This is a genomic window from Cryptosporangium phraense (genome assembly GCF_006912135.1).
Lineage (GTDB): Bacteria > Actinomycetota > Actinomycetes > Mycobacteriales > Cryptosporangiaceae > Cryptosporangium > Cryptosporangium phraense.
This window is the reverse complement of the sequence record NZ_VIRS01000006.1, coordinates 197,125-219,537: the sequence shown is the minus strand read 5'-3', so window position 1 is coordinate 219,537 and position 22,413 is coordinate 197,125. Positions and strand designations below refer to the sequence as shown.

The following is a 22,413-nucleotide window of genomic DNA, read 5'->3' as shown; positions in this document are numbered from 1 at the left end:
CACAGTGGGGGGTAGAATTGCTCCCCCCACTCTTCCGGAAGGCAGTTGTCAGTACGTTGTCCAGCTCAGAACTGGTTCGCGCCGCCCAGAACGGAGATCAGGAGAGCCTCGGGCAGCTCTTCGACGAGCACTACGCCGGCATGCGAGCCGTCGCCGTCGCCATACTCGGGTCCACCCCCGAGGCGGAAGACGCCTGCCAGGACGCGATCGCCACCGCGCTCACGCGCATCGGACAGGTGCGAGATCCCAGCGCGATGGGGTCGTGGCTGAAGGCGATCGTCCGGAACAACTGCCGCATGATCCTGCGCTCGCGGCAACCCACCCCGCTGGGCCTCTCCCTGGATCGGCTGCGCTCGGTCGAGGCCACGGCCGAGGCGGACGATCCCGCGCAGGTCCTGGAACGATCGGCCACCCGCGACTGGCTCTGGGCCGCCCTCGACCAGCTCCGCCCGACCGTGCGGACGGTGGCCCTGCTGCGCTGGTTCACCGACGCCAACTCGTACGCCGACATCGCCGCCCTGTGCGGACTCCCGGTCGGCACCGTGCGCAGCCGTCTGAACGAGGCGCGTAAGCAACTGGCCGACCTTCTCCCGCTGGTCGCCGGGGCGAAGCATCCCGACGTCGCCGCGTTGACCGCGGAACGCTCCGAGGAGGCGGCCGCCGTCCTCTCGGCGATTCCGCGCGGGGCGTCGCTGGCGTCGGTGCAGGACCGCTGGTCGGATCGCGCTCGCCTCGTCTGGCCCAACGACCTGCTGCTCGACGGCCTGCCCGGCTTGTTCGGCCTGATGCACAGCGATCACCGCGACGGGGTCCGGTACCGGCTGGCCGGTGTCGTCGCCGGGAAGGGCATCACGATCTGGCAGCACGACTTCCTGAACCCGGCGGACGATCCGTTCCACTGCCCGCCGTCGGCGACCTGGCTGCTCGAGGAGGACGACGGCCAGATCGCGCGGGTCCGCCTGCTCTGGGCGGCCCGTGACCTGGAGGTCGAGAAGGCCGCCTGACGGCTCCCCGAACTTTTCCCGATCCGTCCGCATCCAGTCGGCGTGAACATTCGAAACCTGCAACCACAGCTCGACGCGAACCGCCGGTTCTGGTCCGGCTGGGACCCCACCGCCGACGCCGACAACGACCTGCCGATCTACCGCTCCGACGTCCCGCACCCGCTGATGAACGGCGTCCTGCGGGTGCGCGACCGGTCGCTGGACGCCGCGATCGCGGAGGCGAAGGCCCGCCTCGAAGGCACGACCTGGAGCTGGTGGGTCGGCGCCGACAGCGATCCGGGCACGGCCGAGGGCCTCCTCGAGCGCGGCGCGACGCCGATCGACGAGATGCCGATCATGGCCGTCGACCTCGAGGCGACCGCGGACCGCCGCACGCCCGACGGGATGCACATCGTCGAGGTGAACGACCGTTTCTCGGTCGGCGAGTTCACCGGGGCCTACGCCGGTCCCCTCGGTTTCACCGAGTCCTCGATGGACAAGATGGTCGAACGGGAACTCGACCGCGGCGACGGTATCCGTCTCGCCGGCATCCTCGACGGCCGCATCGTCGGCACCACCCGGCTCGCGCTGGAGTCCGACGTCGCCGGGCTCTACTTCGTCGCGACCGACCCCGCCTATCGGCGCCGGGGCGTCGCGAGCGCCCTGACCCTGGAGGCGACCCGGATCGCCCGCCGGGCGGGGCACCGGACGATGACGCTGCAGGCCAGCAGCGAAGGCGAGCCCGTCTACCGGAACGTCGGCTTCGAATCCGTGTCTCGCTACCGGCTCTTCGCGTTCCCCGGCGAGGCACGCGATGAGCAGTGACGACGTCGTGTACAGCGAGATGAACCTCGCGACCCGGCCGGGCGAGCACTTCGCCCGGTACGACACCTTGCGGAACGCGGCGCCCGCCCACGTCGGCCAGACCGACGATGGCGAGTTCATCCTGGCCAGCAGCATGGAAGCGATCCGGGCGTGCTTCCAGGACCCCGCGACGTTCTCCAGCAGCGCCGTACTTCCGGACACGCCCAACCCGCCGTACCGGTGGATCCCGGAGATGCTCGACCCGCCGGTCCACACGAAGTGGCGACGTCTGCTGGCTCCGTTCTTCGCGCCGTCGGCCGTGGGGAGGATGCGGCCGCGCATACACCAGGTGATCGGGGAGATCCTCGACGACGTGGCCGATCGCGGGAGCTGCGACTACGTGGCCGATGTCGCGCTGCGGTTCCCCAACACGATCTTCCTGGAGACGATGGGCCTGCCGATCGAGGACGCCGGCCAGTTCCAGGTCTGGGAAACGTCGATCCTCCACCAGGTCGACGCGACCGGTGAAGCGGCGATGCGCGCGATGACCGAAGTCGTCGCCTACTTCTCCGGGCTCATCGCCGAGCGGCGCAAGCATCCGCGCGAAGACCTGCTGAGCGCCGCCACCACCTGGACCATCGACGGCGAGAAAGTGTCGGACGGCGACCTGCTCGCCTTCTGCCTGCTGATGTTCATGGCCGGGCTCGACACCGTCGCCGCCCAGTTGTCGTACTCGACGTGGCACCTGGCGACCCATCCGGACGACCGCCGGCGGTTGGTCGACGACCCCGGCCTGTTTCCGGTCGCGATCGAGGAGTTCCTGCGCTACTACGCGTTCGTCGCGCCGGGCCGGAAAGCGACGAAGGACACCACGGTGGGCGGCTGCCCGATCAAGGCCGGACAGATGGTCTGGCTCCCGATCGCCTCGGCCAACCGCGACCCGGCGGCCTTCCCCGACGCCGGCCGGGTCGTCATCGACCGCAGCGAAAACCGCCACCTCGCTTTCGGCGACGGGCCGCACCGCTGCATCGGGGCGCACCTCGCCCGGCAGGAACTGCTGATCGGGCTCACCGAGTGGCATCGCCGGATTCCGGATTACCGGCTCGACCCGTCGGTGCCGATCCGTGAACACGGCGGCGAGGTTGGCCTCGACAACCTGCCCCTGCGCTGGGACGTCCGATGACCTCCGAACCCGCGTCCGATCCGTCAGTTTTCACGGCCGTTCCCGACGGAGCCCGGCGGCAGACGTTGCTCGAGCTGACCGAGAAAGGGCCGGTGCACCGGGTGACGCTGCCCGGCGGCCAGGAGGGCTGGCTCGTCACCGGCTACGACGAGGCGCGGGCCGCGCTCACGGATCCACGGGTGAGCCGCGGCGCGAGCGGCAAGGTCTACGGGCACCTGGCTCCGGAGGCGGCCAGGGGCCTGCACCACCACATGCTCAACGCGAATCCGCCGGCCCACACCCGGCTGCGCAAACTGGTCGCCGGCACGTTCACCCGTCGCCGGCTCGAACTGCTCGCCCCGACGATCGAGGCGATCTCCGCCGAGCTCGTCGCCGCGATGCGGATCAGGCTGGACGCGGGCGGAACCGTCGACCTCGTCGAGGACTACGCGTTCCGGTTCACGTTCCGGGTCCTCTGCGCCCTGGTCGGTATCCCCCGGCTGGACGAGGCCAGGCTCTCGCAGCTCTTCACGCTGATCAGCGCCGGCCCGGCCACCCGCATCGAGGACTACCGACCGGCGGCGCAGGAGATGCTGGGCCTGCTCCGGAGCCTGATCGCCGAGAAACGACGGAGCCCGGGCGAGGACCTGCTCTCCGGCCTGGTGGCCGCCCGCGACGGCGACGACCGGCTCACCGAGGACGAGCTCACCTCGATGGTGTGGCTACTCATGGTGGCCGGGCACGAGACGACGGCCGGCCTGATCGTCAACGGCTTCCGGCAGCTGCTGGAGCACCCCGACCAGCGGGCGGCGCTGCGCGACGATCCGGACCTGCTGCCCGGGGCGATCGAGGAGATGCTCCGCTTCGACGGTCCGCTGCAGGCGACGCTCCCGGCCGTCGCCGAGGAACCGTTGGAGCTGGGCGGGCACTTCATCGAAGCCGGGTCCCTCGTGATGGTCTCGCCGCTGGGCGCCGGACTCGGCCCTCGGCCGGAGCCCTTCGAGGTGGGCCGGACCGACCCGCGTCACCTCGCGTTCGGCTTCGGGATCCACCACTGCCTGGGTGCGCCACTGGCGCGCTGGGAGGCTCGCGTCGCGTTCCGCGATCTGCTCCGCGATCTGGACGACGTCGAGCAGGTCGACGACGCGCTGGCGCGGCAGCCGTCGCTGGTGTTCAACCGCATCGTGTCGTTGCGGGTGCGCACACCACGCTGACCGCACGGAACGGCCGAGGCGTCCAGGCGCCTCGGCCGTTTCGTGTCATCGGCGGGGCCGCCGCCCCCTCGCGGCCGCCGGCCGGGCGACGTACCCCTGCTTCTGCAGAGTCCGACCCAGCTGGGTCAGGCCGTCGCTCATCCGCGACTTGACGGTCCCGGCTGGAATCCCAAGCTCGTGCGCCGTCTCGGCGATCGTGCGGTCCCGGTAGTACAGCTGATAGATCGTCTCCCGGTGGTGCGGACGCAGGCTGCGGACGGCGGCCCGAACGACCTGTGACTCGACGAACCGGTCGAACTCGTCGCGCCGGTCGAAATCGTCGCGCCGGTCGAGCTCGTCGCGCCGGGGCTCCAGCGGAGAGAACTCGTCGATGGCGACCTCGTGCGGGCGGGCCCGGCGGGCCCGCCCGGCGTCGATCGCGATGTTCCGTGCGACGGTGAACAACCACGGTCGCTCCGGCGCCGCATCGTCGCGGAACCGGCGCCAGGCCCGCAGGAACGTCTCCTGCAGCTGGTCTTCGGCCGCCTGCCGATCACCGAGGTTGAGCCGGAGCAGGAAGTCGTAGATCGGGCGCACGTTCGCCTCCCAGGCGGCTCGCCACCCGATGGACGCCCCGGTCACGCGCCGGGCTCGACGTACCCGAGCTCGATCGCCCGGCGGGTCAGCTCGGCCTTGTTGCCCGCGTCGAGCTTGTGGCGGATCCGCTTCACGTAGGTGTTCACCGTCGACTCGGTCAGGCCCATCCGCGTGCTGACCTGCCCGTGCGTGTAGCCCTTGGCCACCAGGCGGAGGGCCTCGATCTCCCGGTTCGTCAGTTCCCGGCCGCCGCGGCTCTCGGGCGGCAGCGCGCGGGCCACGACCGCGTCGACGAGATCCGTGGCGACGTGCAATCCGCCTTTGCGCGTGACATGCAGAGCGGTCCGCAGGTCGCCGATGGTGGCCTCACGCGTCAGGAGCGCGTGCACACCGCCGACGAGCATCGTCAGCAGCTGAGGCGGGTCGTCCGGCGAGCAGAGGGCGATCGCTCGCGTGCCGGCCGGCATACCCGCCCAGAACTGGGAGTCGTTCGCCTCCGCTCGACGGCCGTACAGATCGATCACCACGATCGGCACGGACTGACGGGCCACCAGCTCGGCGAGCGATTCGGTGAGCGCAGTGACCCGGAACCCGGGAATCTGAGCGAGCAGCTGGGCCAAGCCGCCCCGGACGACCGGACTGGCGGCGACGACGGCGAGGTCCTCTTCGGACTCACTCGTCGTCGGAAGGTTGAATTTACGATGGGAAACCACGACGGTCATGGCTCCATCTGAGCTCGGGACCGGTTCTCCGACCAGGCGGAATCACCGGCGGAAAGCCGACGGCCCGGCCGGCCTTTCCCGCCGTCGTTCAACGTCGGCGGCCGACGCCACGTCGGCCAGCAGTTCGCGCGCGAACAACCGCAGCACGCTGTTGAGCCGATAGTCGCGGCCGACCGGTTCCGGGGTGAGGAGGCTGCCGTCGGCGAGCTCCTCCAACGCCTCGTCGGCGGCCTCGACCGTGGTGCCGAACAGCGCGGCGGCCGACCGGGCGGTCACCGGGCCGGGCCCGGCCAACGCGAGGCGGCGGAACGATTCCCGCTGACGGTCGTTCAGCCGACGCCAGTGGCTCTGAAGAGCCGTTCGCACCTGCGCGTCGCCCGAGCTGAGCCGGGTCAGCCGATCGTCCTGGGACCGGAGGCGTTCCACGTGGTCGGCCAGGCGCCAGTCGGGCCGGCTGGCCAGCCTGTTCGCGACCGCACACAACGCCAGCGGCAGATACCCGCACAGCCGAGCCAGCTCGGCCGCGGCGCCCGGCTCGGCGTCGACGCGTTCCGGACCGGCGAGCGTGCCGATCAGCGCGGCCGCGTGCTCGACGTCGAGTTCGCCGAGCGGGACGCGGTGGGCCGCCGCCAGGCCACCCAGCACGTGCCGGCTGGTGACGATCACCAGGCTCGGCCCCTCGTCGGGAAGCAGCGGGCGGACGTCGGCCTCGCCGGCCGCGTCGTCCAGGACGATCGACCGGGGCTGTTCGCGGAGGAGCGCCCGGAACCGTCGACCTTGCTCGTCCACCGAATCGGGGATCCGGTCGTCCGGCTCACCCAGCTGTCGCAGGAGCAGCCGTAAGGCGGCCGCGGTACCGGACCCACCCAGCTCGGCCACGACGGCCCCGCCGGGGAAGCGGGAGGCGGACTCCTGAATCATCCAGCGGGCGAACGCGGTCTTCCCGGCCCCCGGCAGGCCGGACACCACCACCGGCCGGACGTCCGCGCCGGGCCGCCCGTCGAGCCAGGCCCGGAACGACGCGGCCTCCCGGTCGCGCCCGATCAGACGATTCGGCTGCGGAGGCTGCTGCTCACCGACCGGACGCGCGGCCGCCCAGATCGCCCGACGGTCGGACTCCACGACGCCGAGGACCTCCACCAGGGCCTCGACCGTACGTCGGTGGGGCCGGGTGATGCGGTGGCGCTCCACGTCGCTGAGCGTCCGGACGCCGACGCCGGCGAGCGCGCAGGTCTCCTCGATGGTCAGGCCCCGGGCGTGCCGGGCGGCCCGGAGAAGATCGCCCAGGCGCACCACCGCCCCGTTCCGGTCGGTCGTCACTAGGGGCCGTAGGCCGGGTGCCATCGGAGTTCTCGCAGTTCTTTCCGGGTGCGGGCGAAGCCGGCGCGCTCGGCGATCGTCAGCGCGTTGCGCACCGACCGGTCGGCATCCGCTCGTCGGCCCATCGCCGTGTAGGTACGCGCGAGCCGGTCGTGCGAGAGCGCGACCTCGGTGGCATCGCCGGTCTCGGTGAACAGGCGGATCGCGTCCAGCCGGGTGTCGATCGAGCGTTCGTACTGCTCGAGGCCGTGCTGGACCTCGGCGACCAGCGAGAGGCAGAACGCGACGGCATGGTCGTCGCCGTCCGCCTCGTAGATCTTCACCACGGTCTCGAGATGACGCAGGGCCGCGTCGTGTTCGCCGAGCCGGGCCAGGCAGTAGCTCATCCCGTGCAGCGCGACGGCTCTGCCCCGGCGGTGTCCGGCCGCGTGGAAGAGGCGCAGCGCCGCATCGTGGAACTCGACGACCTCGTGGTCGCGCCCTTCGGAGAGCCGGACGAAGCCCAGGTAGCAGAGCGTGTATCCACGTTCGACCGGGCGGCCCAGCGCCTCGAACAGGGCGCCGGCGGACCGCAGATGCTCGGCGCTGGCCTCGGGGGCGCGCACGTTGAGCTCGGCCGTGGCCAGCATCCGCAGCATGTGGGCCTCCCCCAGCTGGTCAGCGTCGGCAATCGCGGATTCCAGCGCCCAGCGGGTCGTCGACATCCAGGCCGGGAAGGCCCCGACGCGCTGGTAGTAGGGGAAGAGCGTCAGGGTCAGTCGCCAGGGCGGACGGGCGCACCGGCCGGTCATCGCCCGGATGGTCGCCTCCAGCACCTCCTGCTCGGCGCCGAACCAGGCCAGCGCCGTCTCGAGATCGTCGATCGGTTCCGCGGTGACCAGCTGTTCCCCGCCGTCCAGCTCCTCCAGCGGCATCGTCGGCATGAGCAGCGCGTTCGCCCGGTGGGCGGTCCGCTCCAGCTGTTCGGTCAGGCGGCCGAGCGCGGCGTCGCGATCCGCGTCGGCGTCCGTCGTCGCCGACAGCTCCATCGCGTAGGCCCGGATGAGGTCGTGGAAGACGTACCGGCGGCTGCGGTGCTCGGTCAGCAGCCGGCTGCGGGTGAGCTCGCCGACCAGGCGCGTGGCCAGGCGAATCGGCAGGCCGGCCAGCCCGGCTATCGCCGGGAGGCTGAAGTCCGGACCCGGGTGGACGGACAGCAGCCGGAACACGCGCGCGGCCGGTTCGGTCAGCAACTGATAGGACCACGAGCAGACGGTCCGCAGGTCGGCGCCGGGCTCGTCGGCGGTGAACGGATCGAGCGTGCCGCGGCCGGCGCGGATCTCGTCGGCGACGAACGTCAGCGTCTCCTCGGGATGGGCGGCCGCCCTCGCCGCGACGACCGCCATCGCGAGCGGCAACCGCCCGCACCCGTCGATGATGTCGTCGGCGGCGGCCGGTTCGGCGTCGACGCGATCGGAGCCCAGCCGGCGGCGCAGCGCCTCCCGCGCGTCCTCGATCGACGGCAGGTTCAGCGTGAGGAGGTGCGCGCCCTGCTCGGTGGCCAGACCGGACAGCCGGTGGCGGCTGGTGACGAGCACCAGGCAGCCGGCGGTGCCGGAAAGAAGCGGACGCACGTGGTCGGAGTCGCGGGCGTTGTCGATCAGGATCAGCAGTTTCTTGCCGGCCGCGACGCTGCGGAAGAGCGCCGTCCGGTCGGCGACCGTCGCCGGGATCCGGTCGTGGGGGACGCCGAGAGCGGTCAGGAATCCGGTCAGCGCCTCCCCGGGGGCAACCACGGCTCCGCCGGCGTCGAAACCGCGGAGGTTGACGAACAGCTGCCCGTCGGGGAACCCGGCGGCGGCCGATCGCGCCCAGCGGACGGCCAGGGTCGACTTGCCGACGCCGGGCATGCCGTCGATGGCCGCGGTGACGACCGCGTCGGCACCGGGGTCGGCCAGGAGCCGGTCGAGTTGACGCAGCTCCGCGTCCCGGCCGGTGAACAACCACGGCGACGGGGGCAGCTGGGCCGGGCGCACTCGGTGGGGTTCGGGTGCCGGCCGGGCGTCGAGCTGGGCGATCCGGCGTCGGAGCGCCTCGTCGGCCGGATCCCACTCGGCCGCGGCCGCCAGGACGTGCCGGATCGCGTGCGACTGCCCCGAGGCCAGCGCCGCGTCCGCCATCTCCCGGGCGACGTGCGACCGTTCGCGTTCGACCGCGACGAAGGCCGGGTGCAGGCGGGACGTCGGTTCCAGGCCGGCCGCGCACCGGTCCTGCCACATCTCGAGCGCGTCCACGAAGAGCGGGACGGCGCCGGCGTCGTCCCCGTCGCGGACGGCGGACCGGGCCGCTTCGGCCTTCCGGCGGAAGGCCAGCAGGTCCAGTTCGTCGGCGCTCAGCCGGATCCGGAGCCCGCCGTCGCGGTGGACCAACGCCGGGCCGACGAGACGGATCAGCGACTCGGCCAGCTGGACGATCCGCGGGACGGCGTCTGCCGGCGGCTCGTGACCCCAGAGCAGCTCGGCGAATTCGGCGGTGTCGATCTGCTCGTTCGGCCGGGCCAGCAGGAGCGCGAGCATCAACCGCAGTGGCCGCGAGTCGACGTCGACCGGGCTACCGGTGCGCCGCCCGCGCACCGGTCCCAGGACCGAGAAGCGGTCCTTCGGATCGGCTCCCATGGCTGTCGTCAGTCTTGATCGCAGTAGGTATGCACAGAACCTGGATGCGGGCGCAGCGCGAGAAGTTCGGCTTTTCTGCCAAGAGTTTCCGGGTCCCTGAACTGGGACTGGTCGCACTGCGAGCCGTCGGCCACCGTTCCCAGCGGACTCCGGAGCCGTTCCGGAGCGGACGATCGGACATTGCGATGAGCAAGAAATTCTGGATCAAGGCGCTCGCTGCCGTGGCCACGGCCGGGGCCGTGATCTTCCCGTTCGCACCACCGGCCGACGCGGCCTACGCCTGCAAGAGCGGCCAAACCTGTTTCTATTACAACAGCAACGACACCGGCAGCGTCTACCTCGCCGCCGGGCTGACGAACGACGGTGACTCGGTCTGGGACTTCTGGAACCGGCACTACACCAACGGCGTGAACGCGAACGACTCGGTCTCGTCGATCGTCAACAACACGCCGTTCGCGCTCTTCGTGTTCACGGACGGCTACGGGAACGGGCCGTACTTCGTGGTCAACCCGGGTGAGAACGTGGTGGGCCTGACGTGGGTCGAGGTGCACCACGCCGAACACGACCGGGACAGCGGCGTTTGCGCCTGGGAGTTGGACAAGCGGAGCTTCAACGACGTCATCTCGTCGGCCTCGCTGCACAAGCCCGACTTCCATCCGGCGCCGCCGGCCAACTGCTGAGCAGCTGACCGATCAGTTTTCCGCGGGCCGGTCGTCCGTACCTGAGTAACCGACCCACGGAGGATGACCCGGTGCGGAAACTGATCTTCGGAATGAACGTCTCGCTCGACGGCTACGTCGCCGCGCCCGGCGACGACCTGAGCTGGAGCGAACCGAGCGACGAGCTGTTCCAGTGGTGGCTCGACCGGGAGCGGGCGATCGGGCTGACGCTCTACGGGCGCCGGCTGTGGGAGACGATGAGCTCCTACTGGCCGACCGGCGATCAGCAACCGGGCGTCACCCCGGCGCAGGTCGAGTACGCGCGGAACTGGCGGGACACGCCGAAGGTGGTGTTCTCGTCGACGATCGACGCGGTCGGCTGGAACAGCCGCCTGGTCACCGGCGACGCGATCGAGGAGATCGCCCGGCTCAAGGCCGGGGACGGCGAGCCGATGGGGATCGCCGGCGTCACGCTGGCCGGCGCGGCCGTGCGGGCCGGGCTGGTCGACGAGTACCAGCTGGTGGTCCACCCGGTGCTGCTGGGCGCGGGCAAACCGTTCTTCACCGCGCTGGACCGCTGGGCGAAGCTCGACCTGGTCGAGACGCGGACGTTCCCCGGCGGGGTGCTGCTGGCCCGCTACGAGACGCGACGCTGATCAGAGCGTGGCCGGCAGGCCCAGCCAGGGCTTGTCGGTCACGTCGAATCCGGTGAGCTCGGCGATCTTCCCGTCGACGACGTGCAGTACCGCCATCGTGAAGAGCCGGTGGTCCGGGGAATCAGGGGTGCGCCGGTACAGCACGGCGGCCGGCATCCGGTTGACGGTCGTCGGAAGGCAGCGCAGGTCGTCGCAGCCGGGCTGGAAGAGCCCGCCGGACACCCAGCCTTCCACCGCGTCCTTGGCCCCGGTCTGCACGGTGCCCGGGTCGGGCAGCATCGCGAAGCGGAGGTCGTCGCGCAGCAGGGACGCCAGCCCGTCGAGGTCGTTGCGCTCGTGGGCGTCGATGTACGACCTCACCACGCTGCGCTCGTCGTCGGACAGCTCGTGGGTGGTGGGGCTCCGCCAGTCCGAGCGACGGTCGGGCAGCTGCTCGCGCATCGTCCCGCGGGCCCGCTGGAGTGCGCTGGTGACCGAGGCGACGGTCAGCTCGAGGTCGTCCGCGGCCTTCGACGCCGGCCAGCCGAGGACGTCACGCAGGATGAACACGGCCCGCTGCCGGGGCGGCAGGTGCTGGACGGCGACGATGAACGCCAGCTCGATCGTTTCCCGCGCCACCACGATTTCCTCTGGCAAGGCAGCATCGGGATACGGCTGCAGGTAGGGCAGTTCCAGCCCCACCGGCGCCGGGGTGCGGTCGTTACGCTTCTCCAGGAAGTCGAGGCAGGCGTTCGTCGCGATCCGGTACAGCCAGGTCCGCAGCGCCGCCCGGCCCTCGAACGACTCCCGCTTGTTCCAGGCCCGCAGGAACGTCTCCTGGGTCAGGTCCTGGGCGTCCTGGTAGTTCGCGAGCATCCGGTAGCAGTGCACCTGCAGCTCACGCCGATGGCGCTCGACCAGGAGCGCGAAGCTCGCCGCGTCGGTCATGGCCGTCGATCCGGAAGCAGCACCACCGACGGTTCGCCGGCCGCGTCGACGATCTCCGCGAGCCGGGCCGCGTCGGCCGAGCCCGGCGCCGCGGTCAGCATCAGCGCCGAGAGGTCGTCGCCCGGGACCGCGAGCAGGCTACCGACCAGCGTGACCTCGCCTCCGTCGGGATGCTGGAACAGGCCGCTGCTCTCGTAGGCCGCCACCGGCCGCGGCGAGCGCCACAGCGTGTCGAACAGCCGGCTCCGGCTCCGCATCTCGTCGACGAGCGCGGCCAGCGACCCGTCGGCCGGGTAGCGCAGGAACGTGCTCCTCAGGCGGGCCACCAGGATGGCCTCGTGGTCGGTCGCATCCGCGGCGGACCGTTTGATCCCGCTGAGCGGATCGCAGAACGTGCGCCAGGCGACGTTCCAGTCGTACGGGTGCCCGGCCGGCGCCCACACCTGCAGGGCCAGGAACGCGGTGTTGACCGCGACCAGGTTCATCGCCGCGTCGGAGAGGAACATCGGGGTGTCCTCGAACCGCTCGAGCAGGCGCATCGCCACCGGGCCGATCTCGCGCGGGACCTGCCCGTCCGCGGCCGCGTAGCCGGCCAGCGCGCAGAGCCGCTCGTAGTCCTCCCGCCGGGCCCGTAAGGCGCGGGCCAGCGCGTTCACCACGCCGGCCGAGGGGTGGCTGCGGCCCTGCTCCAGCCGCCGGACGTAGTCGGCGGACATCCCGGCCAGGTCGGCGAGCTCCTCCCGCCGTAGGCCACGAACCCGCCGCGGGCCGGCCGGCAGCCCGACGGCCTGGGGAGACGTGCGCTCCCGCAGGTCGCGTACCGCCGCTCCGAACTCCTGTCCTCCCACGGGCACCAGTGTGCCCGGATCAGGTTGCGCCCGCTTTGCGCACCTCCGACGGCGTCGTGCTCGTCCAGCGCTTGTACGCCCGCCGGAACTCGCGCGGGTCGCTGTAGCCCAGATCAGCGGCTATCGCCGCGATCGACCTCCGGGTGTTCCGCAGCAACGCGTCCGCCTGCCTGCGTCGCACCCGGTCCTGGATCTCGCCGTAGCTCTGGCCCGCGTCGGCCAGCCGACGGTGCAGGGTCCGCGGGCTGATCCCGAGCGCGTCGGCCACCTGCGTCGCGGTTCGCCGGACGCTCAGGTCCGCCCGGAGATCGGCCTCCACGGCGACGACGAGATCGTCGACCGGGTCCACGTCGACGAGTGCCCTGGTGGCCTTGAGCGCGGCCTCGAAGTGCGTGGCATTCGCCGTCGGAATGCGACGTTTCTCCAGCGCCGGAGGCAGCGTGAGCGTCGTGCGGTCGCTGTCGAACGTCACCGGGCAATGCCACAGCCGGGCGTAGGTCGCGGCCCACGGCGGGGGCGGATAGGCCAGCGACGCGGCCACCGGACCACCCGACGCCCCGAACGTGAGCCTGGCCATCACGACGATGCCCGCGAACGCCTCCTCGGTGAGGAAGACCAGCAGATCGGGCTCGTGGGTCCGCGGCACGAGCTCGACGATCGTGCCCGCGTCGGTGGAGGACCCGAGGTAGTCCATCAGCGTGCCCGACCCCTGGTGGTAGTCGAGCGCGATCCGCACCGCTTCCGCCCCCGTCGAGGCCGAACGCATCGCGATCCCGAGCGTCCCCCAGGTCAGCAGCGGATCGCGACCGCCGATCATCAGCCCGAGCGGCCCGGAGGGCAGCGTCTTCAGCGCCCGGCGGATCACGGTGACCGCCTGCCGGTACGACACCAGCGTGCCCGGCTGCTCGAGCCGGGACCGGTCGACCCCGGTACCGGCGAACCACCGGCTCGTCGCCACCTCGTACTGGTCGGCCAGGTCGAGCAGGCCGGTCAGGACCGCCGGTGGGATCGTGGCCCGGGACAGTTTCGGGTCTCCCACGGGCGCCGTCCTCGGTGGTAGGCATTCGCGCCACGAAAGGGGGGCGATGTTGCCAGAAGTGTGGCACAGCGGCCCCGGCCGGAGACATCAGTCCGTACGGTCTCCCCACATTCTCACTGAGGAGGACGTGATGAAGCTCGGGTGCGCAGGCGTCCACGTGCTCGATCATCTGGTGATCGGGATCGAGTCGATTCCCGAGAAGAGCGTCGGGCAGCTGGTCGAGACGATCCGGGCCAGCGCGGCCGGCACCGCGGGCGGAACCGCGCTGGTCGCGGCCCGCCTCGGGGCCGAGGTCCGCAGCCTCGGCGCGATCGGCACCGACATCCTCGGCGACACCCTCCTCGCGCTGCTGGCCCGCGAGGGCGTCGACACGGCCGGCCTGGTCCGCAAGGACGGCCACCAGACGTCGTCCTCGGTCCTGCCGATCCGGCCCAACGGCGACCGCCCGGCCTGGCACTGCATCGGCGCCAACGCCGTCTTCACCGTCGACGACGTCTCCGACGAGCAGCTCGAGGGCCTCGACCACCTGCACCTCGGCGGCCCCGAGTTCCTCGGCGGCGACGCCGCCGCCACCCTGCTGCAGCGCGCGCACGCCCAGGGCGCCACGACCTCGGTCGACGTCCTGGCGCCGGGCGAGCCCGGGATGCTGGAGTGGATCGCCGCCGCTCTCCCCCACACGGACTACCTGCTGCCCAACGACGAGCAGGTCCTCGGCTTCACCGCCACCACCGACCTGGTGGAGGGGGCCCGCGCGCTGGTGAAGGCGGGCGCCGGCTGCGTCGCGGTGACCCAGGGAGCCCGCGGGGCCCTGGTCGTGACCGAGACCGAGGTCGTCGAGGTACCGGCCTACGCCACGAACGTCGTCGACACCAGCGGCTGCGGCGACGCGTTCAGCGCCGGCTTCCTCCGCGGCCGCTCGCTCGGGCTCGACCTGCGCGGCTCGGCCGAGCTCGGCTGCGCCACCGCGGCCCAGGTCGCCAGCGACCTGGGCACCGACGCCGGCGTCTACACCCTCGAGGACGTGCGGTCGTTCGCGGCGACCGGGGACCGGCTGTCCGCGTCATGAAGGCGTCCACGCTGATGGTGTCGGCGACGTACGCCGCCCAGGGCGTGGGCTATGCCGCCGTCGTCACCGCCCTGCCCGCGTCCAAGGACCGGATGGGGTTCAGCGACACGGCGGTCTCGGCGATCCTGCTCGGCGTCTGCATCGCCGCCGCGCTCGGCTCCGGGCTGGCCGACGCGATCGCCGTGCGCCGCGGGAGCCGGACCGCGCTGAGCGTCGGCTTCGGCCTGCAGTTCGTCGCGCTGGCCGGGATCAGCCTGGCCCATCAGCTGCCGCTCTACCTGGCCGCGGTCGCTCTCTACGGGCTGGGCCTGGGCACGGTCGACGCCGGCAACAACATGCAGGGCGTCGCGCTGTCGGAGCGGGCCGGTGTGCCGATGCTGGGCCGCCTCTACTCGGTGTTCACGGTCGGCGGCATCCTCGGAGCGCTCCTCTCGGCCGGCCTGGCAGCCGTCGACGTCTCGGCGTTGACGCTGGTCGGGGCCATCGGCGTCGTCCAGCTCGCGGTCGCGGTGGCCGGGCGGACGTGGCTGCTGCCGGCGATACCCGCCCCGGCCACGGCGGAGAAGGTGGCGCTGCCGCGGGCGGCGATCTGGGCCGTCGGGTCGCTGGTGCTCGTCGCGTACGTCCTCGACTCCGCGGTCTCCACCTGGAGCACGATCTACCTCTCCGACGGGCTGGCGGCCTCGGCCGTCCTCGCGCCGGTCGGCTACGCCGCCTACCAGGCGACGGTGCTGCTCACCCGGCTCGGCACCGACCCGGCCGTCGTGCGCTGGGGCCGGCGGGCGGTGGCGGTGGCCGCACTGCTGCTGGGAGCGGCCGGGTGCGCGCTGGTCGTCCTCGGGCCGGCCACCTCGGTCGCCCTGGTCGGGTTCGCGGTCGCGGGCCTGGCCACCGGGGCCGTGATCCCGATCGCGTTCGCCGCGGCCGGCCGGCTCGTCCCCGCGCGCAGCGACGAGGTGGTCGCCCGCGTCAACGTCTTCAACTACGCCGGGGCGGTCGCCGGTGCGGTGATCCCCGGGCTGCTCGGCACCGGCGCCGCCCTCCGCTTCGGGTTCGTGGCGCCCGCGCTCGCGCTGCTGCTCGTGCTGCCGGTCGCGCGCCGCCTCGGAACGCCCGTCCCTCAAGGAGAACCCGCATGACCGACGTCGACGTCGTCGTGGTGGGCGCCGGTCTGTCCGGCCTCACCGCCGCACGCAACCTGCAGCAGCGCGGGCTGTCCGTGCGGGTGTTCGAGGCCACCGGCCGGGTCGGTGGCCGGGTCAAGTCGGCGCAGGTGGCCGGCGCGGTCGTCGACCTCGGCGGCACGTTCGTCGGGCCGGGGCAGGAGCGGATCATCGCGCTCGCCGACGAGGTCGGCGTGGGCCGCTACCCGACCCACGAGGCCGGCGACAACCTGATCCTGTGGCGCAAGGACCTCAAGCGCTACCGCGGCCTGATCCCGCCGATCGGCGCTCCCAATCTGCTCGACCTCGCCCGGGTGCGCGCCTCGCTGGAGCGGCTGAGCCGCAAGATCCCGGTCGGACGTCCCTGGGACGCTCCGCACGCGGCCGACCTGGACGCCCAGACGCTCGGTTCCTGGCTGGCGGCCAAGCACGCGAGCCGCGGGACGCACGACCTGATGGCGGTCGTCTGCAAGACCTCCTGGGGCTGCGAGCCGTCCGAGATCTCGCTGCTCTACGTGCTGCACTACGTCGCCCAGGCCGGGGGGCTCGACCCGCTGCTCGAGACCCGCGGCGGCGCGGTCGAGCAGCACTTCGTCGAGGGCTCGCACGAGGTCGCGGTCCGGGTGGCCGACGCGCTCGGCGCGGGCACGGTCCGGCTCGGCTCGCCGGTGCTCCGGATCGACTGGGCCGAGAACGAGGTCACCGTGCACACCGACGACGGGCCGACGACCGCGCGCCGGGTGATCGTCGCGGTTCCGCCGGCCCTGCGGCGCCGGATCCGGTTCGTCCCCGACCTGCCCGCGGCGCACCGCCGGCTGTCCCAGCGCTGGTCACCCGGCATCCTGTCGAAGATCTACGCGGTCTACGACGCGCCGTTCTGGCGCGCGTCCGGCCTGTCGGGCATGTCGATCTCCGACGAGGGTCCGATCTTCATCACGTTCGACGCCAGCCCGCGCGACGCCTCCCGGGGCGTCATCCTGGGCTTCATCGGCGGCGACTACGCCCGCGAGTGGGACCCGGTCGACGACGCCGAGCGGCGCATCCGGGCCCTGTCGTCGCTGGCTGATCTGTTCGGGAAACGGGCCCTCGATCCGCTGGGATACGTCGATCAGCGCTGGGGCGAAGAAGACTGGCTCGGGGGTGGGCCCACCGCGGCGCCCGGCCCCGGGACGTCCGCCTCGATGCACGTCCAGCTGACCGAGCCGGTCGGACCGATCCACTGGGCCGGCACCGAGACCGCGACGCGGTGGGCCGGGCACATGGACGGCGCGGTCGCCGCGGGCGAGCGCGCCGCCCGGGAAGTCGCGATCGCGGAGGCCGTCCGATGACCTGGAGCCGCCGGCACAGCCAGCTGACCACCGCCACCGCGGCCCAGCTGTGGGAACGCTGGACCGACCTCGACTCCTGGCCGATCGACGACCCGGACGTCGAGTGGGCCCAGGTCGGCCGGGCGGTGGCGCCGGGGGCCATCGGCACCGTGAAGAACCACGGCACCCCGGCCCAGAAGATCGAGTTCACCCGGGTCGAGCGCGAGCGGGCGATGGACTTCGTCATCCGGTTGCCGCTGGCCACGCTGACGATCACCCACGATCTGGAGCCGGCCGCCGGCGGCATCCGCGTCACGCACGGCGTGGTGCTCGACGGCCCACTGCACCAGCTCTACGCCCGGGTGGTCGGCGTGAAACTCGCGCGCGGGCTCCCCGTCGTCGTACGCAATGTGACGGCGGGTGCGCTGCAGGGAGGGAAGGCATGACCGACGTCCGGAGCGAGGTCGCCGGGGCGGCGCGGTTGCTGGCCGCGAACGGGCTGCTCATCGGGACGGCCGGGAACGTGTCGGTCCGCCACGACGACCGGGTCTTCGCCACCGCCAGCGGGGTCGACCTCGCGCAGTGCGGGCCGGACGACGTCACCGAGACCGATCTGACCGGCCAGGTGGTGTCCGGGAAGCTCAAGCCGACGTCCGAGCTCGACCTGCACCTGGCCGTGTACCGGCAGACGTTCGCGCAGGCCGTCGTGCACACGCACGCCCCCTCGGCGACCGCGGTGGCCTGCGCGACGAATCGGTTCGCCTCGATGCCGGTGCTGCACTACCAGCAGATGCTGCTCGGCGGCGAGCTGCGGATCGCCGAGTACCGGACGTTCGGCACGCCGGAACTGGCCGCCGCGGTCGTCGACGCGCTGACCGATCGGCAGGCCGCGCTGATGGCCCACCACGGCTCGGTGGCGATCGGATCGTCGCTGGGCAAGGCCGTCGACAACGCGCTGCTGGTCGAGTGGCTGGCCGCTCTCCTCCTGCGAGTGGCGCAGGTCGCCGACCCGCAGCCGCTGACCGAGGAGCAGCAGTATGCGGTCATCGAGCAGGCGATCACGCTCAACTACGGAAGCCCACAGGCAGTTCAGGAGTGAAAGTCCGGTTTCATCCGACGTTCGGCCCCGCGTTCCTCCGGCGACGCCGGCGGTGGGGACGATCGCTGGTATGCCGGACATCCTTCAGCTCGACCCGGAGCAGCTGACCGCGGACGAGTTCTGCGACCGCCTCTTCGCCTTCCTCGAAACCGCCGGCCGGTCGAACTACGACGAGGCCGTCACCCAGCTCCAGCACGCGCTGCAGTGCGCGGAGCTGGCCGAGGCGGCCGGCTTCGGGCCGTCCGCGCAGGTCGCGGCCCTGCTGCACGACCTCGGACACCTGGTGCTGGGTGAGGACGGCGAGTCGGCCGAGGAGGACCAGCGCCACGAGATCATCGGGGCCCGGCTGGTGACGCGCTGGTTCGGCGCCGAGGCCGGCGGCCCGGTCGCGCTGCACGTCGCGGCCAAGCGCTACCTGGTGGCCACCGACCCGGCCTACTTCGACGGGCTGTCCCCGGCGTCGGTCAACAGCCTGGCGCTGCAGGGCGGCCCGATGACCCCGGACGAGGTGGCGAAGTTCGAGCGGCTGCCCCAGCACGAGGTCGCGGTCGAACTCCGACGCTGGGACGACCTGGCCAAGGACGTGGACGCTGAGGTGCCCGGTCTCGAGCACTGGCGCCCCGCAATCACCGCGCTGCTGACGTCTTCCGGGCCAGGACACCCGACAGAGCGATGATCAGCACGCCGACGGCGGCGAGCGCGGTGGCGAGCAGCGCCGGGGCCCGGTAGCCGTACCCGGCGGCGATGACGACGCCGCCGGCCCAGGCCCCGAGCGCGTTGCCGACGTTGAGCGACGCGTGGTTCATCGCCGCCCCGAGCGTGACCGCGTCCCCAGCGACGTCCATCAGACGCAGCTGCAGGTTCGTGACCGGCACCGACGCGACCGCGGCGAAGACGAACACCACCGGGAGCGCCCACCAGCCGTGCGGCGCGGCCAACCAGAACGCCAGCATGGCCACGGCCGTCCCGATCGCGCCGAAGAGCAACGACCGGTAGACCGACCAGGCCGCGAGCTCGCCACCGGCCCAGGTCCCGACGACCAGGCCGAGCCCGAAGGCCAGCAGGAACAGCGGGACGACCGCTTCCGGGAGCCCGGAGACGTTGGTCACGGTCGTGGCGATGTACGAGTAGATCGCGAACACGCCGCCGAACCCGATGGACCCGGCCGCGATCGTCAGCCACACCTGCGGGCGGGCGAAGAACATCCGGGCCTCGGCCCGCCCGCTGCTCCCGCCGGTGACCGGCGTCGCCGGGAGGAACGTGAAGATCAGCGCGGCCGCCAGCCCGGCCAGCACCGCGCAGGCCAGGTAGGTGGTGCGCCACCCCAGGTGCTGACCCATCCAGGTCGTCGCCGGCACGCCGACGACGTTCGCGACCGACAACCCGAGCATCACCGACGCGATCGCCCGGCCGCGCCGGGCCGGGGTGACCAGGCCGGCCGCGGCCAGGCTGGCGATGCCGAAGTACGCGCCGTGCGGCAGCCCGTCGAGGAAGCGGGCCCCGACGAACGTGACGTAGGTCGGGGCCAGCGCGGTGACCACGTTGAACGCCGCGTAGGCGCCCATCAGGGCCAGGAGCAGCCCGCGACGGGGCAGGCGCGCTCCGAGGATGGCCAGGATCGGCACGCCGACGACCACGCCGAGCGCGTAGGCGGTGATGCCGTGCGCGGCCTCCGGCTCGGTGCGCCGGAGGCCCTCGGCGATCTGCGGAAGGACACCCATCGTGACGAACTCGGTGGTGCCGATCGTGAAGCCGCCGATGGCCAGGGCCAGCAGTCCGGGGATCACTCGGGTGGTCGGCGCGACGGCCGGGGTCGTAGCGGTGGGCGACGTGACGGTCATACGGGTGCGGTTCCTCTGTGCGGGGCGTTCGCGGTTCGGTTATCGACCGACGACGTCCGCACTGTCGTCGTCGGGACCGATACAGAACACTACGCTTCCTCGGTCGACCGGGAGTTCGTGAGCGTGAGCGCTCCACCGGCCGCGACCAGCCCGACGATCACCGCGACGACCGCGTAGGTGATCCGCTCGCCGTGGAAGAACGACGCCACCAGGCTCGAGCTCCAGACCCCGGCCGGGAGCTGGGTGGTGACCAGCGCGGCGATGAAGGTACCGATCAGCGCGGTCCCGACGCTCGTGCCGACCTCCTGCGCGGTGTCGTTCAGCGCGGTGCCCATCGAGGTGCGGTTGCTGGGCATGGCGTCGACCAGCGCGATCGCGCAGATCGTCATCACCGTGCGCAGGCCGATCGTCATCGCGACCATGCACACCGCGATCACCGCGTAGCCGTGGTCGACGCCCCAGGACAGACCGGCCAGCGATCCGGCCAGGAACGCGGCCCCGACCAGGCAGGCGATGCGGTGTCCGAACGTCTTCGCCAGCCACTCCGACAACGGGGTCGCGGCCAGCATCGTCACGATGATCGGCAGGTTCGCCAGGCCGGCCCGCATCGGGCTCCACCCGTACGCGTACTGGAAGTGCAGGATCAGCCCGAACATCACCGCGGCCATCGCGATCGCCGTCCCGATCTGCGCGATCGACGCGCCCCGGACGGTGCCGTTCCGGAACAGGCTCAGGTCGAGCATCGGCGCGGCGCTCCGCCGCTCGTGCCGGACGAACGCGACCGCCGCGACGACCGCGCCGACGATGGCCCCGAGCGTGATCCCGGACGTCCAGCCGTTCTCGATGCCGCTGGTCAGCGAGTAGCAGGCCAGCCCGATCGCGATGACGCTGAGCACGGCGCCGGGCAGGTCGAGCTTGTCGTCGGTGAGGTCCTCGGGCCGGTCGGCCGGGACGCCCAGCCGGACGCCGATGCAGGCGATCAGCGCGATCGGTGCGTTGACCAGCAGCAGCCACTGCCAGTCGAAGTGGGCCAGCGCGGTGCCGCCCAGCAGCGGGCCGAGCACGAACCCGGACATGCCCACGCTGATCATCACGGTCATGGCCCGCATGCGCAGGGTCTGGTCGTCGAACAGCCGGAAGACCAGCGAGTTCGTGATCGGCGCCATGGCCGCGGCGGCGATGCCGAGGCCGGCCCGCAGCGCGATCAGCTCACCGGCGTTCGAGACCGCGACGACGGCCAGGCTGAGCACGCCGAACACGGCCAGCCCGACCAGCAGGACGCGGCGGCGCCCGAGCCGGTCGGCCATCGACCCGGCGGTGAGCAGCAGGCCGCCGAACGTCAGCGAATAGGCGCCGGTGACCCACTGCAGTGCGGTGGTGCCGCTCCCGAGGTCGCGGCCGATCGTCGGCAGCGCGATCGACAGCAGCGTGTTGTCGACCATCTCGACGAAGAAGGCCAGACACAGGGCGGCCAGCGGGATCCAGGCCGCACCGAGGGATTTGTAGGTGCGCGAGCCCCGAGCAGCGAGTTCGGGTGTAGTGACGGTCACGGTCGGCCCCTTCGTATCGAACGCCGCTCTCAGCCTGGCGAAAGAGACATGCATTCGGTCATCGGTCGGTATCTCGTTCTCATGAGGCGTGGTGCGCCCCAGCAACGAGACTGACCCCAGGGGCCGTCAGGTCGCGCACAGCCTGCTGTCACCCCGGAGGGCGACTCTCAGCGCGCTGTCAGGCCTTCTTCGCCGCGCGGCCGAGCCGGATCGCGGAGATCAGGAAGAAGATGGCGCCGGCGACCGCGTATCCGGCGATGCCGGTCAGCGCCGGGTCGCCCGAGGACGCCATCAGGGCGAACGACGATCCGGCCAGCACCGAGATACCGCCGGACAGGATCATCGGGATCTGGCCGCCGAGCCGGAACCGCGTCACGCCGATGTACAGCTGGATCAGCCCGGCGACGATCGCCCAGACACCCCACACGCGCAGCACGGTCGGGATGTCGGAGGCGGACGCGATGGCCAGCCCGAGGGCCGCGAGCGCGCTGATCGCGATGTTGACGTACAGCCCGCGCGCGCCGGACGACCGGAAGTCCACGACCGCGGCGGCCACGTCGACCAACGGGTAGAGGACCAGCAGCGTGATGCTGACCGGGCCGAGGTCGGAGCCGGTGGCGGCCAGCAGTGCGGCCCAGACGACCGCGAAGCCGGCCCGGAGGAAGTAGAGCCGGCGCAGGGTCGGGGCGATGCCGCTGGTGGCGGGTAGGGCGGCGGTGGTCATGGTCAGCCTCTCGGGAAGAACGAATGTTCTGTCTTGAACACGGTGGCAGAGATCCCGCCCGTTAGCAAGACCGATCGTTCTATCTCTGTGTTGGGTGCG

Annotated in this window: 22 protein-coding genes; 12 read left to right on the top strand and 10 right to left on the bottom strand. The window is 72.0% G+C overall.

Annotated features, from left to right (window positions below; all coding sequences use genetic code 11):
- Nucleotides 1-56: 56 nt before the first annotated feature.
- From FL583_RS11285 to FL583_RS11270, 4 genes are read left to right on the top strand one after another with little or no spacing between them, the layout of a single operon-like run.
- Nucleotides 57-1,004, top strand: a complete 948-nt coding sequence (locus FL583_RS11285; RefSeq protein ID WP_170323594.1) for an RNA polymerase sigma factor — start codon at nucleotides 57-59, stop codon at nucleotides 1,002-1,004.
- A 42-nt stretch (nucleotides 1,005-1,046) separates the two neighbouring features.
- Nucleotides 1,047-1,808: a GNAT family N-acetyltransferase gene (locus FL583_RS11280; RefSeq protein ID WP_142704523.1), complete on the top strand. Its 762-nt coding sequence runs from the start codon at nucleotides 1,047-1,049 to the stop codon at nucleotides 1,806-1,808.
- Nucleotides 1,798-2,970 carry a cytochrome P450 gene (locus FL583_RS11275; RefSeq protein WP_142704522.1) on the top strand — a complete coding sequence of 391 codons (1,173 nt, stop codon included), beginning with the start codon at nucleotides 1,798-1,800 and terminating at the stop codon, nucleotides 2,968-2,970. Before FL583_RS11280 ends, FL583_RS11275 begins: the two co-directional genes overlap by 11 nt.
- On the top strand, nucleotides 2,967-4,163 hold the full coding sequence (locus FL583_RS11270) for a cytochrome P450 family protein (RefSeq protein ID WP_142704521.1): 1,197 nt from the start codon (nucleotides 2,967-2,969) through the stop codon (nucleotides 4,161-4,163). Before FL583_RS11275 ends, FL583_RS11270 begins: the two co-directional genes overlap by 4 nt.
- A 45-nt stretch (nucleotides 4,164-4,208) precedes the next feature.
- Here FL583_RS11270 and FL583_RS11265 read toward each other — a convergent pair whose 3' ends face one another.
- The 4 genes from FL583_RS11265 to FL583_RS11250 are packed head-to-tail and all read right to left on the bottom strand — an operon-like array spanning nucleotide 4,209 to nucleotide 9,435.
- The gene (locus FL583_RS11265) at nucleotides 4,209-4,784 is read right to left on the bottom strand and encodes a sigma-70 family RNA polymerase sigma factor (protein WP_205752022.1); all 576 of its coding nucleotides are present in this window, start codon (nucleotides 4,782-4,784) and stop codon (nucleotides 4,209-4,211) included.
- Nucleotides 4,781-5,461, bottom strand: a complete 681-nt coding sequence (locus tag FL583_RS11260; protein WP_142704520.1) for a response regulator transcription factor — start codon at nucleotides 5,459-5,461, stop codon at nucleotides 4,781-4,783. The genes FL583_RS11265 and FL583_RS11260 overlap by 4 nt, the downstream gene beginning before the upstream one ends.
- Before the next feature lie 42 nt (nucleotides 5,462-5,503).
- Nucleotides 5,504-6,781 (bottom strand): XRE family transcriptional regulator, encoded by a 1,278-nt coding sequence (locus FL583_RS11255; RefSeq protein ID WP_170323593.1) that lies wholly within the window; start codon nucleotides 6,779-6,781, stop codon nucleotides 5,504-5,506.
- Nucleotides 6,781-9,435 (bottom strand): ATP-binding protein, encoded by a 2,655-nt coding sequence (locus FL583_RS11250; RefSeq protein WP_142704518.1) that lies wholly within the window; start codon nucleotides 9,433-9,435, stop codon nucleotides 6,781-6,783. The genes FL583_RS11255 and FL583_RS11250 overlap by 1 nt, the downstream gene beginning before the upstream one ends.
- Before the next feature lie 185 nt (nucleotides 9,436-9,620).
- Between FL583_RS11250 and FL583_RS11245 the strand changes: the two genes are divergently transcribed.
- Both FL583_RS11245 and FL583_RS11240 read left to right on the top strand, forming a co-directional pair.
- The gene (locus FL583_RS11245; protein ID WP_170323592.1) at nucleotides 9,621-10,115 is read left to right on the top strand and encodes a peptidase inhibitor family I36 protein; all 495 of its coding nucleotides are present in this window, start codon (nucleotides 9,621-9,623) and stop codon (nucleotides 10,113-10,115) included.
- Between the two features lie 71 nt (nucleotides 10,116-10,186).
- The gene (locus tag FL583_RS11240) at nucleotides 10,187-10,750 is read left to right on the top strand and encodes a dihydrofolate reductase family protein (RefSeq protein WP_142704516.1); all 564 of its coding nucleotides are present in this window, start codon (nucleotides 10,187-10,189) and stop codon (nucleotides 10,748-10,750) included.
- Here FL583_RS11240 and FL583_RS11235 read toward each other — a convergent pair whose 3' ends face one another.
- Genes FL583_RS11235 through FL583_RS11225 form a run of 3 tightly spaced genes read right to left on the bottom strand, consistent with a single transcriptional unit; the run spans nucleotide 10,751 to nucleotide 13,564 of the window.
- The gene (locus tag FL583_RS11235) at nucleotides 10,751-11,677 is read right to left on the bottom strand and encodes an RNA polymerase subunit sigma-70 (protein WP_142704515.1); all 927 of its coding nucleotides are present in this window, start codon (nucleotides 11,675-11,677) and stop codon (nucleotides 10,751-10,753) included. It lies immediately after the preceding gene.
- Nucleotides 11,674-12,525: a helix-turn-helix domain-containing protein gene (locus FL583_RS11230; RefSeq protein WP_142704514.1), complete on the bottom strand. Its 852-nt coding sequence runs from the start codon at nucleotides 12,523-12,525 to the stop codon at nucleotides 11,674-11,676. The genes FL583_RS11235 and FL583_RS11230 overlap by 4 nt, the downstream gene beginning before the upstream one ends.
- A gap of 19 nt (nucleotides 12,526-12,544) precedes the next feature.
- Complete coding sequence (locus FL583_RS11225) at nucleotides 12,545-13,564, bottom strand: AraC family transcriptional regulator (protein WP_142704513.1); 1,020 nt, start codon at nucleotides 13,562-13,564, stop codon at nucleotides 12,545-12,547.
- Between the two features lie 130 nt (nucleotides 13,565-13,694).
- Between FL583_RS11225 and FL583_RS11220 the strand changes: the two genes are divergently transcribed.
- The 6 genes from FL583_RS11220 to FL583_RS11195 all read left to right on the top strand — a co-directional run bounded on the left by FL583_RS11220 (nucleotide 13,695) and on the right by FL583_RS11195 (nucleotide 18,875).
- Nucleotides 13,695-14,630 carry a carbohydrate kinase family protein gene (locus FL583_RS11220; RefSeq protein ID WP_142704512.1) on the top strand — a complete coding sequence of 312 codons (936 nt, stop codon included), beginning with the start codon at nucleotides 13,695-13,697 and terminating at the stop codon, nucleotides 14,628-14,630.
- Nucleotides 14,627-15,769 (top strand): MFS transporter, encoded by a 1,143-nt coding sequence (locus FL583_RS11215; RefSeq protein ID WP_142704511.1) that lies wholly within the window; start codon nucleotides 14,627-14,629, stop codon nucleotides 15,767-15,769. The genes FL583_RS11220 and FL583_RS11215 overlap by 4 nt, the downstream gene beginning before the upstream one ends.
- Entirely contained in the window at nucleotides 15,766-17,121 is a 1,356-nt protein-coding gene (locus FL583_RS11210; protein ID WP_142704510.1) for a flavin monoamine oxidase family protein, read from the top strand. Before FL583_RS11215 ends, FL583_RS11210 begins: the two co-directional genes overlap by 4 nt.
- Nucleotides 17,118-17,546 carry an SRPBCC family protein gene (locus tag FL583_RS11205; protein ID WP_142704509.1) on the top strand — a complete coding sequence of 143 codons (429 nt, stop codon included), beginning with the start codon at nucleotides 17,118-17,120 and terminating at the stop codon, nucleotides 17,544-17,546. Before FL583_RS11210 ends, FL583_RS11205 begins: the two co-directional genes overlap by 4 nt.
- Nucleotides 17,543-18,199: a class II aldolase/adducin family protein gene (locus FL583_RS11200; RefSeq protein ID WP_142704508.1), complete on the top strand. Its 657-nt coding sequence runs from the start codon at nucleotides 17,543-17,545 to the stop codon at nucleotides 18,197-18,199. The genes FL583_RS11205 and FL583_RS11200 overlap by 4 nt, the downstream gene beginning before the upstream one ends.
- A 70-nt stretch (nucleotides 18,200-18,269) precedes the next feature.
- Nucleotides 18,270-18,875 (top strand): HD domain-containing protein, encoded by a 606-nt coding sequence (locus tag FL583_RS11195; protein ID WP_142704507.1) that lies wholly within the window; start codon nucleotides 18,270-18,272, stop codon nucleotides 18,873-18,875.
- On the opposite strand, the gene FL583_RS11190 is transcribed toward FL583_RS11195, so the two are convergent.
- The 3 genes from FL583_RS11190 to FL583_RS11180 form a co-directional block, all read right to left on the bottom strand.
- Nucleotides 18,826-20,040 (bottom strand): MFS transporter, encoded by a 1,215-nt coding sequence (locus tag FL583_RS11190; RefSeq protein ID WP_142704506.1) that lies wholly within the window; start codon nucleotides 20,038-20,040, stop codon nucleotides 18,826-18,828. The two genes, FL583_RS11195 and FL583_RS11190, sit on opposite strands and share 50 nt — an antisense overlap.
- A gap of 89 nt (nucleotides 20,041-20,129) precedes the next feature.
- Nucleotides 20,130-21,590, bottom strand: a complete 1,461-nt coding sequence (locus tag FL583_RS11185; protein ID WP_205752021.1) for an MFS transporter — start codon at nucleotides 21,588-21,590, stop codon at nucleotides 20,130-20,132.
- Nucleotides 21,591-21,768: 178 nt separating this feature from the next.
- The gene (locus FL583_RS11180) at nucleotides 21,769-22,314 is read right to left on the bottom strand and encodes a hypothetical protein (protein WP_142704504.1); all 546 of its coding nucleotides are present in this window, start codon (nucleotides 22,312-22,314) and stop codon (nucleotides 21,769-21,771) included.
- Nucleotides 22,315-22,413 lie beyond the last annotated feature (99 nt).